This is a genomic window from Silvibacterium bohemicum (assembly GCF_001006305.1).
In the GTDB taxonomy this organism is placed as follows: Bacteria; Acidobacteriota; Terriglobia; order Terriglobales; family Acidobacteriaceae; genus Silvibacterium; species Silvibacterium bohemicum.
On the sequence record NZ_LBHJ01000012.1, the window covers coordinates 644,320 to 657,868 of the forward strand.

Genomic DNA, 13,549 nt, shown 5'->3' on the forward strand with positions numbered 1-13,549 from the left:
GATAGCGTTACCAAGATAGCGCCGCCGGCGCGGACTCACAAGCAGCGCCGAAGCGGATCACAACGCTACGAGCGGAAGATCATCAGCTTTTGTAGAAAGCATGAAGGCCGATCGTCCAGCCAAGATACTATGGTGGCCAGACCAATGAAGAAGCGACCCCGGCGTCCAAAAACGGCATCTCCCAATCTGCTGCGTGCCCTGGTCGGGCTGTTCATCCTGGCCGGTGTGAGCTACTGGATTGGTGGAGCGATCGACGTGTGGGAAGTCGACCTTCACTGGGACCGTCATGTTCAGAGTCCATTCTCCTATGACAGTGACACCCTGTTGGTGACGGATGTCCAGCCAGAAGCAAAGGCTGTGGGAGTAGCGGTTGGCGACAAGATCACCGGGCTGAACGGAGCCCCTTATGCCGGCATCGCGCAGTGGACCGAGATTCTGGTTACAGCCCATTCCACCGATATGCTCGATGTCGAGTTCCAGCGTCCGAACGGCTCGCAAGGTGTGGCCACCTTCGCGCTCACGCAGCGGAAGCGCGCGCATCCAGGGATATCGGACTGGACGGTTCTCATCCGCGATGGCTTTATAGACCTGCTGCTGCCTCTCGTCTGCCTCTTCATCGGCTACTGGGTGGTGCTGGCGAAGCCCCTGGATCGAAATGCCTGGCTGTTGCTGATCCTGCTGACCTTTCCCAGCGTGCTCACCATCGACAAGGGGATGTCGACCGGGGTAGCGTTTGCGGCGCGAGGCATGTGGTTCGAAACCATGCAGCTGCTGGCCTCGCCGGCTCTGTTGCTCTTCGGTGTCTACTTTCCGGAGCGCTCGCGTATCGACCAGAAAGTTCCCTGGCTCAAATGGCTGGTGGTTGGGCCGATTTTGGCCTTCACCATTGTGCTTTTTCCCTACCTTGTCCGCAGTTATTTCATGGGCGGAGTCGCTCCGGTCTGGACGCATACCATTGATATCGCCGACCGAGTTGTCAATGCTCTGAACCTCGTCTGCATTGTCCTCTATTTGATTCTCACTCTCGATAAACTGCGCTCCGCCTCGACGGCTGACGCGCGCCGCCGCCTGCGGGTGCTCACCGTGGGCATGGCAGTTGGTGTCGGATCTCTGCTCTTTGTCTTCGTTTTGCTGCCGCACTTCGGCATCGCCAGCATGAGGGGCGATACGCCCGCGGCTTTTTGGATCGGCTCCGCCGGCGCCGCGCTCTTTATGGTTGCACCCTTCACGCTGGGCTACGTAGTGCTGGTGCAGCGCGCGATGGACGTGCGCATGATCGCGCGGATGGGGACGCGCTACCTCCTGGCGAAGGCATTTCTATTTGTACTGCAGATGGCGCTTATCGCCATTGCCACATGGAGACTGCTGCTGCCGGCGCTGCATAAGAAACAGCCCGAAGCCTCCGACATGGCCGGCATTCTGGTCTTCTTTGCGCTGGTCCTGGCTCTGCGCCTGGGGATACGCAAGCGCGCGCAGGCGTGGCTGGACCGTAAATTTTTTCGCGAGGCCTACAACGCAGAAGTGGTTCTCAATGAACTTTCCGACGAAGTCCGGCGCTTTACCGAGACCGGACCGCTGCTGGAAACCGTTGCGCGGCGGGTGGCCGATACACTGCACGTCAGCCAGGTGGCGATGCTGCTCCGCCGGGGCGAATTCTTCCAGCTGCAGCAATCGATCGGCATCGCCACTTCGGGAACGTTATCGCTTCCTTCGCAGGCCTCGGCGGTGCGCTATCTCTCCTCGACGAATGAGCCGGCGCGTCTCTATCGCGACGATCCCGACGCCTGGTACCTGATGGCTGGGACCGCAGAACGCAACGTGCTCGACCTGGTGAACGCCGAGTTGTTGCTGCCCATGCCCGGACGCAACCGGCTGATGGGGGTAATGGCTCTCGGCCCCAAGCGGTCAGAGGCCGCCTATACCAAGGCCGACCTCCATCTGCTGCAGACAGTGGCCACGCAGACCGGCCTGGCCATCGAAGTGGCCGAGCTGGCGCATTCGCTGGCCACCGAAGCTGCGCAGCGCGAGCGCGTGAACCGCGAGATCGAGATCGCCCGCGAAGTGCAAGAGCGGCTCTTTCCGCAGGCCATGCCCGACCTCGAGGGTGCGACCGTCGCCGGCCACTGCCGCCCGGCGCTCGGCGTGGGCGGCGACTACTACGACGTCTTCGAGCTGAGCGACGGACGAACCGGCCTTGCCATTGGCGACGTGAGCGGCAAAGGCATTGCCGCGGCGTTGCTGATGGCGAGCCTTCGCGCCAGCCTGCGCGGCGTCACGCTCGATAATCCGCGCGACTTCGCCAAACTCATGGATAAGGTGAATCGACTGGTCTACGAAGCTTCTGCCTCGAATCGCTACGCGACCTTCTTCTTCGCCGCTTACGATCCGAAGACGCGCCAGCTCGATTGTGTCAATGCCGGCCACAATGCGCCTCTCGTCTTGCGTTGCAGCGCGAACGGCTCGACGGAAGTGCTTCGCATCGAGGCTGACGGCCCAGTCGTCGGGCTGCTGCAGTTTGCACCCTACGGCGAGCAGACCCTGACGCTGGAACCCGGCGATCTGGTGCTGATGTATACCGATGGCATCAGCGAAGCCATGACTCATGACGACGAGGAATGGGGCGAAGAACGCCTGGTCGCCGCAGCCGACTCATGCAAGCACCTGACAGCCGATGAGATCCTGAAAAAGCTCTTCGCCGACGCCGATGCATTTACCGCCGGCGCTCCGCAGCATGACGACATGACATTGCTGATCCTGAAGCTGGAAGCATGACGCGCCGAAATGCGTGGCGCGAATCTCCGCTGAGGCTGCTTTCCGCCCAGCTTTTTCCTCGTTCGATCGATTAGCGGTCCCGCTGCTAAACTGAAAAGAGAATGATCCTCCCTTTCGTCCGGGAACTTCTCGCGGACCTGGAGAACTCACCTTCTTTTGAACAGGCACGAAGGCATCTCGCCCTTGCCCGTGGGCGTCGTCGTGTCTCTGGGCTGACTTCGACCGCTCGTTCACTCTATATCCCGCTCTTTGCGCGTGCTGCGAATGCCCCAATCGTCATCGTCGTTCCCGATAACAAGGCTGCCGATGCGCTGCAGGTTGCGCTTCGCGCCGGCTGCGACCTGACCGGAGCGATTCCGCCGAATCGCGTCCTCAAGCTGCCGGCGCACGATGTGCTTCCCTTCGAAAACCTCTCGCCGCATCCAGAGATTCAGGAGACTCGCGCCGCCACACTCTGGAAGATGGCGACCGGCGGTGCATCCATCGTGATCGCACCGGTAGAAGCGGCGGCGATGAAGCTTTTTCCCGCGCCGTTTTATGCGGGTCTGGCGCAGGTGCTGCGCCGCGGCGAGGAAGTGGACGTCGAGACCCTGCTCGCTCACCTGGCCAGCGTGGGATACACACCCATGGACATCGTCGAGATGCCCGGCCAGTACACGCGGCGCGGAGGCATCCTCGACATCTACTCGCCTGAGGCCGACCGTCCGGTGCGCTTCGAATTTTTCGGTGACGAGATCGAGACCATCAAGAAATTCGATCCCGAAACGCAGCGCTCGGCCGCCCCGCTCGACGAAGCCCTGCTGCTTCCACTCACCGAGACGCCGGTGACCGAGCGGCTGCTGGCCGCGGTCCACACGCGCCTGAGTGGAGCACGCGTGGAATCGGGCGGCGATCCGGAACTCGTCGAGCAGGCGGTTGCAGCCGGCGGCGTTTCGGTCTTTCCGGGATGGGAGTTCTTCGCCGGCGTCTCCGGCGCATCGAGCTCGCTGATGGATCTGCTGCCGAAGAGCCTGCTGTTCGTAGATGAGCCGTCGATGGTCAAAAACCAGCTCGACCGCTGGTGGAACAAGATCGAGCAGCGCCATGAGCGCGCCAGCATCGGCTCGCTGATTCTTCCGCAGGATATTTATGTGAGGCCCGAGGTGCTTGCAACGCAGATGGCCTCGCATCCGGGACTCGAGCTCGATCAGCTGGGCGCTATCGACGTGCTGGACGAGGACAATACGCTGGGAGAAGTCGCGTTCCACTCTCGTCCGACTCTGCGCTTCCACGGATCGATCCCGGCATTCATCGAGCAGGTGCGGCAACTCGTGCAGCAGGAGACCCGTACGCTGCTCGTTGCGCCCAACCAGGGCGAGGTCGAGCGCCTGGCCAATCTGCTGCGCGAGTACGAGCTGCCCTACCGGCTGGGCAGCCGCAACCAGCACGCGGGCAGCGAGAACGTCTACGACGAGTCCAGCTATCTGGCCGGCAACTACCGCACGCCGATCATCGTGCGCAGCAGCCTCGCCTATGGCGTGAGCATGCCCGATGCGAACATCATGATCTTCGGCGCCAACGATTTTTCGGACGATGCGGACGTTACTGCGCGCGTCGCGCCCAGGAAATCGAAGACCGCGGCGTTCGTCTCCGATTTTCGCGATCTTACTGTCGGCGATTATGTGGTTCACGTCGAGCACGGCATTTCGCAATATCAGGGGCTGCGTGAGATCGTGCAGGACGGCGTCGCGATCGAGTTCATGATCCTCGAATTCGCCGAGGGAGCACGGCTTTATGTGCCCCTCACGCGGCTCGATCTCATCCAGAAGTATCGATCGACCGATGCCGGACCGGCGCCGATTCTCAATCGCCTCGGATCGCAGCAGTGGGCCAAGACCAAGGCCCGCGTGCGCAAGGCCATGGCCGACATGGCCGACGAGCTGCTCAAGCTCTACGCGCAGCGCAAGGCCGCGCAGGGCAACGCCTTCTCGCCCGACAACGAATTCCAGCGCGAATTCGAAGACGCCTTCGACTACAACGAGACCGATGATCAGCTCTCCGCCATCAACGACATCAAGCGCGACATGGAATCGACCATGCCTATGGACCGCCTGCTGTGTGGCGATGTGGGCTACGGCAAGACGGAAGTAGCCATGCGCGCGGCGTTCAAAGCCGTGCAGGACGGCAAGCAGGTCGCGGTGCTCACGCCAACGACGGTGCTCTGCTTCCAGCACTTCGAGACATTTAAGAGGCGCTTCAAAATGTTCCCCATCAACGTCGAGATGATCTCGCGCTTCCGCTCCGCGAAGGAACAGAAGGCCATTCTCGAGCAGGTGGAAGCAGGCAAGGTCGACATCCTTATCGGTACGCATCGTGTGCTTTCGAAGGACATCAAGTTTCAGGATCTCGGCTTGCTGATCGTCGACGAGGAGCAGCGCTTCGGCGTGCGCCACAAAGAGCGCCTGAAGCAGATGCGCAGCGCGATCGATGTGTTGGCCATGAGTGCCACGCCTATTCCGCGGACGCTGCACATGTCTCTGGTGGGCCTGCGCGACATGAGCGTGATCGAGACGCCGCCCAAGGACCGCATGGCCATCCAGACCATCGTGGCCAAGTTCGACGAGAAGCTGATCCGTTCGGCGGTCGAGGTCGAGCTGGAGCGCGGCGGGCAGATCTACTTCGTCCACAATCGCGTGGAGACGATCTATGAACTCGCGGCAAAGATTCACGAGCTGGTTCCGGCTGCGCGCGTGATCGTGGGACACGGGCAGATGGGCGAGACCGAACTCGAGAGGGTCATGCTGGCCTTCATGAACGGGGAGTACGACGTTCTCGTAGCCACCACCATCATCGAGAACGGACTCGACATTCCACTCGCCAACACTATCATCATCAACCGCGCCGATCGCCATGGACTCAGTGAGCTCTACCAGCTGCGCGGCCGCGTGGGACGCTCGAATCGACGCGCCTATGCTTATCTGCTGATTCCACCGAAGCAGGAGCTTACCGAAATCGCGCGCCGCCGCCTCGCTGCGCTCAAAGAGTTTTCCGATCTCGGCGCAGGCTTCAAAATCGCAGCTCTCGATCTCGAACTGCGCGGCGCCGGCAACATGCTGGGCGGCGAGCAGAGCGGACACATCGAGGCCGTGGGCTTCGAGCTTTACACCTCCATGCTGGAAGAGGCGGTCGGCAAGCTGAAAGGCGAAGAGCGCGCCGAGCATGCGACGACACAACTCAGCCTCGGCATCGGACTGCGCATCGACGAAAGCTACATCGCCGAAGAGAACCAGCGGCTGCGCATGTACAAGCTGATTGCCGGCGTCCAGACCGAGGGCGCGCTCGCCGATGTGCGCGCCGAGCTCGAAGATCGTTACGGACCGATTCCCGACAGCGTGCGCCATCTGCTCGACGCTTCGCAGCTGCGTATCGATTGCGAGAAGATCGGCGTGGCGCAGATCGACCGCAAGAAGGACCAGCTTCACATCAAATTCACCGAGAATGCCAGCATCGACCCCGGCCGCCTGATGAAGCTGGTTGCCAAGGCCGCCAAGCGCGGCGCACAGTTTACTCCGCAGGGAGTGCTCAAATATCCGCTCGCCGGGATGAAGCCCGACGATGTGCTCATCGAGATTCGAATACTGCTCGAGCAGCTCGCTCTCACCGCCGTTCCTGCATAGTTGTCACCGCATCTGTTACAGATTTTCTGCGAGGCGCGATGAACCTTCGATTAATTACTCCTCTTCTTCTTGGAGGCATGATGACTGCCACTCCCCTGCTGCACGCGCAAGATGCTGCCGTCAGTTTCCGCAGCCTCGCCGACCAGTATTTTGAGCAGGTGACCTTCAAGTTTGCGCCCACCTTCGGAACCATGGCGGGACTGCACCAGTACGACAGCCAGCTGGAGAATTACAGCCGGGCCAGCATTGAACAGGAGGCCTCGGCGCTGCACAGCTTCGAGGCGAAGTTCGACGCTGTACCCGCAGGGCAGCTGGATCTGAGCACGCAGGGCGATCTGGCGATGGTGCGCAACAACATCCGCGGCAATCTGCTTGCGCTTGAAACCATTCGCGCATGGGAGAAGAATCCCGACAACTATTCGAGCGGCATCACGAACAGCGCCTTCGTCCTGATGGAACGAAAGTTCGCCTCGCCTGACGAGCGGCTGCGCTCGTTAATCGCGCGCGAGAAGCTGATGCCGGCGGTGTTTGACGAGGCGCGGAAGAATCTGAAGAATCCGCCAAAGATCTATACGGAGATTGCGCTGGAGCAATTGCCGGGCCTGATCAGCTTCTTCCAGCATGACGTGCCTGAGGCCTTTGCGGATGCCAAGGATCAGGCCACGATCACGGAGTTCCACAAGACGAACGCCGCAGTGATTGCCGCTCTGCAGAGCTACGAGCAGTGGATCAAGACGGATCTGCTTCCGCGTTCGAATGGAGATTTCAGGATCGGCGCGGAGACGTTCTCGAAGAAGCTGCAATACGACGAAATGGTGGACACCCCGCTCGACAAGCTATTGATCATCGCTTACGCCGATCTGCACAAGAACCAAGCGGAATTCCAGCGCATTGCGCACGAGGTCGATGCAGCGAAGACGCCGAAGGAGGTTCTGGCCGAACTGGCGACGATTCATCCCGCCCCCGACAAACTGCTGCAGGCCTTTCATGACCGCTTCGACGGCGAGATTGGTTTCATCCGGTCGCATCACATCATCACCATCCCCTCCGAGGTGCAGCCGACGCTTGAGGAGACGCCGCCTTTCATGCGGGCGACGACCCAGGCGTCGATGGATCCTCCGGGACCGTTCGAGACGCACTCGACGACGGCTTATTTCAACGTCACGCTGCCGGAGAAGGACTGGTCGCCGCAGCATGTCGCCGAGCACATGGCAGCATTTAACGTCGGCACCATTGTAAGCACGTCTGTGCACGAGGCCTATCCAGGCCATTACGTGCAGTTCCTGTGGGTCAATCACACCGACCTGAGCAAGGTGCGCAAGCTGGTCACATCGAACACGAACGTGGAGGGCTGGGCCCACTACTGCGAGCAGATGATGCTGGACGAAGGCTATGCGCAGCCGGGGACAGGCGCGACGGATGAGCGCGAGTCAAACCTCATTCGGCTGGGGCAGCTGCAGGACGCGCTGCTGCGCGACGCGCGGTTCATCGTCGGCATCAAGATGCACACCGGGCAGATGTCGCTGGACCAGGCGATCGAATTTTTCGTCTCCGATGGCTATCAGTCCCGCTCGATCGGCGATGTCGAGACCAAGCGTGGAACCTCGGACCCGACGTATCTGTACTACACGCTGGGCAAGCTGCAGATCATGAAGTTACGCGCCGATATGCAGGAAAAAGAGGGTGCGGCGTTCTCGCTGCAGAAATTTCACGACGACTTCATGCGCCAGGGCGGGGCTCCGATCAAAATCGTTCGTAGGGCAATGCTCGGCGACGATTCGCCCACCTTGTAAACTGCATCTCAAGGCCGGCGGGCGATTGCATTTCCCGTCTTTGCCTGAAGCGAATCGTCTGTCAAACTTGATCCGGATGGTTGTTTTCTGCCGATCCTAACCCCCTAAAGGACCTTGATGAAAACGAAAGTACGCAAAGCAGTCTTTCCCGCAGCAGGTTTCGGCACGCGTTTTTTGCCCGCGACCAAGGTGATCCCCAAGGAAATGCTGGCTGTCGTCGACAAGCCCATCATTCAGTACGGCGTTGAAGAAGCGCTGGCCGCTGGCTGCGATCACATCATCATCATCATCGCGCGTGGCAAAACGTCGATCGAGGATCACTTCGATGTCAGCTTCGAGCTGGAAGCATCGCTCGAGAAGCGCGGCAAGAAAGAGCTGCTCGAAATCTCGCGCGGCGTCTCGAACATGGCGCAGATCTCGTATGTGCGCCAGAAGGAAGCAAAAGGTCTCGGCCACGCGGTCCTCATGGCCAAGGACCTGGTAGGCGACGAGCCCTTCGCCGTGATCCTGCCCGACGACGTGATCGATGGACCTACGCCTTGCCTGAAGCAGATGATCGACGTCTTCGACAAGATGCAGAGCTCAATCCTCGCCACCATGGAAGTGGACGGCCCCGGCATTTCGGCCTACGGAGTGATGGACGGCAAAGCGCTGCCCGACAATCCGCGCATCATCGAAGCAAAGGGCATGGTTGAAAAGCCAAAGCTTGAAGACGCACCGTCGAAGAACGCCATCATCGGCCGCTACGTTCTTACCCCTGCGATTTTTGAATTGCTGGAGAAGATCGAGCCCGGCGCCGGCGGTGAGCTGCAGCTGACAGACGGGATCAAGGGGCTGCTCAAAACAGAGAAAGTCTACGGTTACAATTTCGAGGGAACTCGTCACGATGCTGGTGACAAATTAGGAATGCTGATGGCGACGGTTGATTTCGCTCTGAAGCGCAAGGACCTTGGCCCGGCCTTTCGCGAATACCTGAAGTCACTTTCTCTCTAGTTCACAAAGCCCCGCGTCTGAGATCCGGATGTGGGGCGTCCATTCGTTTCCATCACTTCCATTTGATATTGCAGCCCAGGCTCGGCTTCTGCTCTGCATCGATCGGCTGTCCTGCGATCAATGCATCGAGAGCCGCACGCAGGTCTTTCCCTGTCACCGGAATTCCGTTTCCCGGCCGGCTGTCGTCGAACTGCCCGCGATAAACCAGCTTGAGTGCCGGGTCGAAGAGAAAGAAGTCGGGTGTGCAGACCGCATGGAAAGCGCGCGCCACATCCTGCGTCTCATCGTAGAGATAACTGAAGGTCAGTCCCAACTCTTTGGCCTGGAGCGCAAGTTTTTCGGGCGAATCCTCGGGATAGGCTGCAGCGTCGTTGCTGCTGATCGCAGCAAATCCCACGCCCTTGCCGGCGTAATCGTTGCCGAGCTGCGCTAGCCCCTTCTCCAGATGCTTCACGAAAGGGCAGTGGCGGCAGAGAAACATCACCAGCAGGCCCTTGGTGCCCGCAACATCCAGGGTGATCGTCTCTTTTCCCGTCGCAACATCGGGCAATGCAAAAATCGGCGCCGCCGTGCCCAGTTTCAACATCGATGATTCGGTGCGAGCCATGGAAAAATCCTTTCACGCGGTTGGATGCGGAATTTAGAACAGAGGCGTCTGCTTGCGCGGAAGCGGCAGGCCGAAGTGTTCGTAGGCCAGCCTTGTTGCAACTCGGCCGCGCGGTGTGCGGTCCAAAAATCCATGCTGGATTAGAAACGGTTCATAGACCTCTTCAAGCGCGTCCTGCTCCTCGGCCAGCGTGGCCGCCAACGTGTTCAATCCCACCGGGCCGCCGTCGTATTTTTCGATGATGGTGAGCAGCAACCGCCGGTCAAGCTCGTCGAAGCCGTGCGCGTCCACTTCAAGCATCTTCAATGCATACTCAGCTGTCTCGCGATCGATCTTCCCCGACCCGCGCACCTGGGCGTAGTCGCGCACCCGGCGCAGCAGCCGGTTGGCGATACGCGGTGTGCCCCGCGAGCGCATGGCAATCTCGGCCGCACCGTCCGTGTCGATGGGCACGCCCAATACCTCGGCCGAACGCTCGACCACGAAGCGCAGATCGTCGTCGGAGTAGAACTCCAGCCGCAGCAGAATGCCGAAGCGCGAGCGCAGGGGCGACGACAGCAGGCCTGGCCGCGTGGTGGCCGCGACGAAGGTGAAGGGCTTGATGTCCATCACGTGAGTGCGGGCCGCCGGTCCCTGCCCGATGATGATGTCCAGCTTGTAGTCCTCGAGCGCGGTGTAAAGCTTTTCTTCGAGGACCGGCTGCAGTCGATGTATTTCATCCAGAAAGAGCACCTGGCGATCGCGCAGGTTGGTGAGAATCGCCGTCAAATCGCCTTGAATCTGCAGCGCCGGGCCCGAGGTCTGCTGAAATCCCACATTCAGCTCGTTCGCAATGATCGTGGCCAGCGTGGTCTTGCCCAGTCCTGGAGGGCCGAAGAGCAGCACATGGTCCATGGCCTCGCCCCGCGAACGCGCGGCCTCGAGCGCGATGGACAGCTGCTCCTTCGCCTTCTCCTGTCCAATGAACTCGGCCAGACGCTTGGGGCGCAGCTTCAGCTCGAACGAGTTTTCATCCTCGGCGCGCGCGGCCGAAATCAGCCGCTCAGGATTGTCGCTATGCGATGGCATTTCACTCGGAGTCTACCGGCTGCGGACGGGTGAAGCAATCGCGGCTCGCGTTCGATAGCGAGCGAGATGCGGCGTCACCGCGCAAGTATGGGCAGTCCGGCCACGCACAGTGCTGCCTGCGCCAGCAGCAGAGCGCCGGTGATCCACAAAAACCAGCGGCGATATTGCGACTCCAGCACATCGGCGAAGACGCCGCCCACAAAAGCCAGCAGGAAGGGCAGCGACCAGAGCCACATCTCGGTCTGGATGCCGGTGGTGATCATCAACAGGAGCAGTGCAGCCACGACGAGCGGCGCCGTGTTGCCGAAGTAGCGCGATCGCGGCATGGCGAGATAGAGCCCTAGCGCACCGGCCGAAGAGATGGCGATGCCGGCGTTCGTCAATGAGCCGAAGAAGGTCTTCGCCGGCTCCAGCGAGAAGCCGATTTTCGCCGCCTCGCTGCGGAAGACGTAGCTGAAGGCATCCGGGTGGAAGGCATACGAGGCAAACAGGATGAACATCGATCCCAGCACCCAGACGATCAGCAGCGTGGGAAGGTAGGCCCGCTTGCCCTCGGCGAGATAGGCCATGAAAATGACCGTCAGTGCGAGCGCCAGCGCAAATGCTGAGACATGGGCGGCGGCAGTGAATCCCAGCACTACCGTCAACAACACGATGCGCGGACGCCACTTCTTGCGCGGCCCCTGCATCGCATGCGACACGCCAATGGCTGTGTACACGGCGGCGAAGAGGCCGAAGGCTGCCCAGATCTCGTTGTTCGGATCGGTGGCCGCCGCAATGACCGGCGGCGCAAAGCAGTAGAGAGCGAGCGCGACGTAGCCTCCCGTATTGCCATAGAGCCGTCGAGTGACCCACCAAAGGCAAGCGCCGAGAGCCAGCGCCGCGAAAATAAATGGTATGCGCATCAGCACGCCGATAGAGCTGACCTCGTGCCGCATCTCCCAGGTCGAGGTGGATGCTGCCTGGCCGGCGAGAATGCGCTGCAGCGTCAGAGGCAATCCCGCTGCCCTGTAGGCCAGGGTGCCATCGTGGATGTTGCCGCAGCTGGTGAAGTACCCCGCCAGCGGCGAGGGCCTCTCCCACATCTCCCGGCCGCAGCGCGCGTACTGGTAATCGTCTTCGGAGAGCGTCCGATGCCATGCCACCCACAGGCATTGCGCTAGTAAAAGGCCGAGCAGGACGGCAGCGTACTGTTGCGGACGATTGAATCGAAATTTGCGGATTCGGTGGGTCGAAGGAGGCATCGTTCTAGGCAAGTGTAACGTTTAAAGCTCGGTCCCTTCGTTCACGAGATTTACATATCTCGTGTACCGGTAGATACGCCCGCGCTCCCGGCCAGTGATCTCTTGTACGATGCCCATGGCACGCAATTCCTCTACGGCACGAAGCACGGTCGGCATGCTGAGCTGCGTTTGTTCGACAAGCATGGGAGGAACGGACACAGACCTTGCCTGCATGGCCCGCAAAACCGCCAGTGCCGAGGCTCCGCGCGCTCCTTTTCCACGGACTTTCTGCTCGTCTTCATCGAACAAGTCCAGAATTTTTCTGGCCATCTTAACCGCCGATTCTGCGGTAGTTGCAATCGCATCCAGAAAAAATTCAACCCAAAGCTCCCAGTCACCCTCCATACGTACCTGCTGCAACAGCCTGTAGTAAGTGTCCCGGTTCTGTTTGAGATAGAGGGAAGGATAAAGCAGAGGTTCAGCCAGGACGCCCCGCTCCACCAGCAGCAGGGTCACAAGCAGACGGCCGAGCCTTCCATTGCCGTCAAGAAAAGGATGGATGGACTCAAATTGAACATGCAGCAACGCCGCCTGCACAAGAGGTGGGAAATCCTTGGCGCCGTCGTGTAGAAACTGCTCGAATCGGTTCAGGCATTCTTGCATTTCCGTGACCGGGGGTGGTATGTACGTGGCATTGCTCGGGCCGCTGCCTCCAATCCAGTTCTGAGATGTGCGAAATTCGCCCGGAGTCTTATCGCTCCCACGGCCAGTATGAAGAAGTTTTTGATGCATCTCGCGAATGAGTCGCAGCGAGAGCGGAAACCCCCCGCCAAGGCGTTTCAGGCCATGGCGCATTGCTGCCAGATAGTTCGAAATCTCGAGAATATCCAGCCTATGTTCTGTGGATGACTGGTCAGCTTCGAACAGCAGCAGCTCGGATAAGGTCGATTGCGTTCCCTCGATCTGCGAGGAAAGGACTGCCTCCTTACGGCTATAAATAGAAATGAACAGATTGGTATCCGGAAGGATTTGTCCTATTCCATCCAACCTGCCGATCATGCTGTCCGCTCTTGAAAGCGCATGGCGGATGCGCGCATTCCATTCCAGTGCAGGCGCCGGGGGCAGCGATGCTGGAACAAAAGCCAAATAGCTTTCTGGCTTGCCACGGAATTGAATGGAGTGTTTTCCTTGAAGGCCTCGCAGCATGAAGCTAAGCATAATTTAAAAAAAAGAGAAATTCTTAAATAAGCTCACCCTTAAGTAACGATCTTTAATCAGGGGCTCTCAAGACCGCTTCGAACAAAATTCGAGATGACACGATAGTGTGGGCGGCAAACTCCTGAATCCATTGGCCAAACCGCCATTGCTGCGGACTAACTAAAGCAGTATCATAGATTTAGGTCATTTTCCGCAGGCTCTCTTCGTAACTCATTCTTC

Annotated in this window: 8 protein-coding genes; 4 read left to right on the forward strand and 4 right to left on the reverse strand. The window is 59.9% G+C overall.

The features are described 5' to 3' along the window. The first annotated feature begins 144 nt into the window (after nt 1-144). The 4 genes from XX99_RS18960 to galU all read left to right on the forward strand — a co-directional run bounded on the left by XX99_RS18960 (nt 145) and on the right by galU (nt 9,214). Nucleotides 145-2,772, forward strand: a complete 2,628-nt coding sequence (locus XX99_RS18960; RefSeq protein ID WP_184085095.1) for a SpoIIE family protein phosphatase — start codon at nt 145-147, stop codon at nt 2,770-2,772. A gap of 101 nt (nt 2,773-2,873) precedes the next feature. Further along, entirely contained in the window at nt 2,874-6,428 is a 3,555-nt protein-coding gene (mfd, locus tag XX99_RS18965; RefSeq protein ID WP_050060933.1) for a transcription-repair coupling factor, read from the forward strand. A 38-nt stretch (nt 6,429-6,466) separates the two neighbouring features. Next, nucleotides 6,467-8,221, forward strand: a complete 1,755-nt coding sequence (locus tag XX99_RS18970; RefSeq protein WP_050060934.1) for a DUF885 domain-containing protein — start codon at nt 6,467-6,469, stop codon at nt 8,219-8,221. Between the two features lie 117 nt (nt 8,222-8,338). Continuing rightward, complete coding sequence (gene galU / locus XX99_RS18975; RefSeq protein WP_050060935.1) at nt 8,339-9,214, forward strand: UTP--glucose-1-phosphate uridylyltransferase GalU; 876 nt, start codon at nt 8,339-8,341, stop codon at nt 9,212-9,214. A 52-nt stretch (nt 9,215-9,266) separates the two neighbouring features. Here the strand turns inward: galU and XX99_RS18980 are convergent, their stop codons facing one another. From XX99_RS18980 to XX99_RS18995, 4 genes are all read right to left on the reverse strand, one after another. Then, nucleotides 9,267-9,821, reverse strand: a complete 555-nt coding sequence (locus XX99_RS18980; protein WP_050060936.1) for a thioredoxin family protein — start codon at nt 9,819-9,821, stop codon at nt 9,267-9,269. A 33-nt stretch (nt 9,822-9,854) separates the two neighbouring features. Then, on the reverse strand, nt 9,855-10,889 hold the full coding sequence (ruvB, locus tag XX99_RS18985; RefSeq protein WP_050060937.1) for a Holliday junction branch migration DNA helicase RuvB: 1,035 nt from the start codon (nt 10,887-10,889) through the stop codon (nt 9,855-9,857). A gap of 74 nt (nt 10,890-10,963) precedes the next feature. Then, entirely contained in the window at nt 10,964-12,133 is a 1,170-nt protein-coding gene (locus XX99_RS18990) for a hypothetical protein (protein WP_050060938.1), read from the reverse strand. Nucleotides 12,134-12,154: 21 nt separating this feature from the next. Further along, nucleotides 12,155-13,330, reverse strand: coding sequence for a Fic family protein (locus XX99_RS18995; protein ID WP_231581496.1), 1,176 nt, complete (start codon nt 13,328-13,330; stop codon nt 12,155-12,157). Nucleotides 13,331-13,549: the final 219 nt, after the last annotated feature.

Excerpts from the sequence above, each read along its gene's own strand:
- XX99_RS18960 (WP_184085095.1), top strand. The coding sequence starts at position 145 with ATGAAGAAGCGACCCCGGCGTCCAAAAACGGCATCTCCCAATCTGCTG.
- mfd (WP_050060933.1), top strand. The coding sequence starts at position 2,874 with ATGATCCTCCCTTTCGTCCGGGAACTTCTCGCGGACCTGGAGAACTCA.
- XX99_RS18970 (WP_050060934.1), top strand. The coding sequence starts at position 6,467 with ATGAACCTTCGATTAATTACTCCTCTTCTTCTTGGAGGCATGATGACT.
- galU (WP_050060935.1), top strand. The coding sequence starts at position 8,339 with ATGAAAACGAAAGTACGCAAAGCAGTCTTTCCCGCAGCAGGTTTCGGC.
- XX99_RS18980 (WP_050060936.1), bottom strand. The coding sequence starts at position 9,821 with ATGGCTCGCACCGAATCATCGATGTTGAAACTGGGCACGGCGGCGCCG.
- ruvB (WP_050060937.1), bottom strand. The coding sequence starts at position 10,889 with ATGCCATCGCATAGCGACAATCCTGAGCGGCTGATTTCGGCCGCGCGC.
- XX99_RS18990 (WP_050060938.1), bottom strand. The coding sequence starts at position 12,133 with ATGCCTCCTTCGACCCACCGAATCCGCAAATTTCGATTCAATCGTCCG.
- XX99_RS18995 (WP_231581496.1), bottom strand. The coding sequence starts at position 13,330 with ATGCTTAGCTTCATGCTGCGAGGCCTTCAAGGAAAACACTCCATTCAA.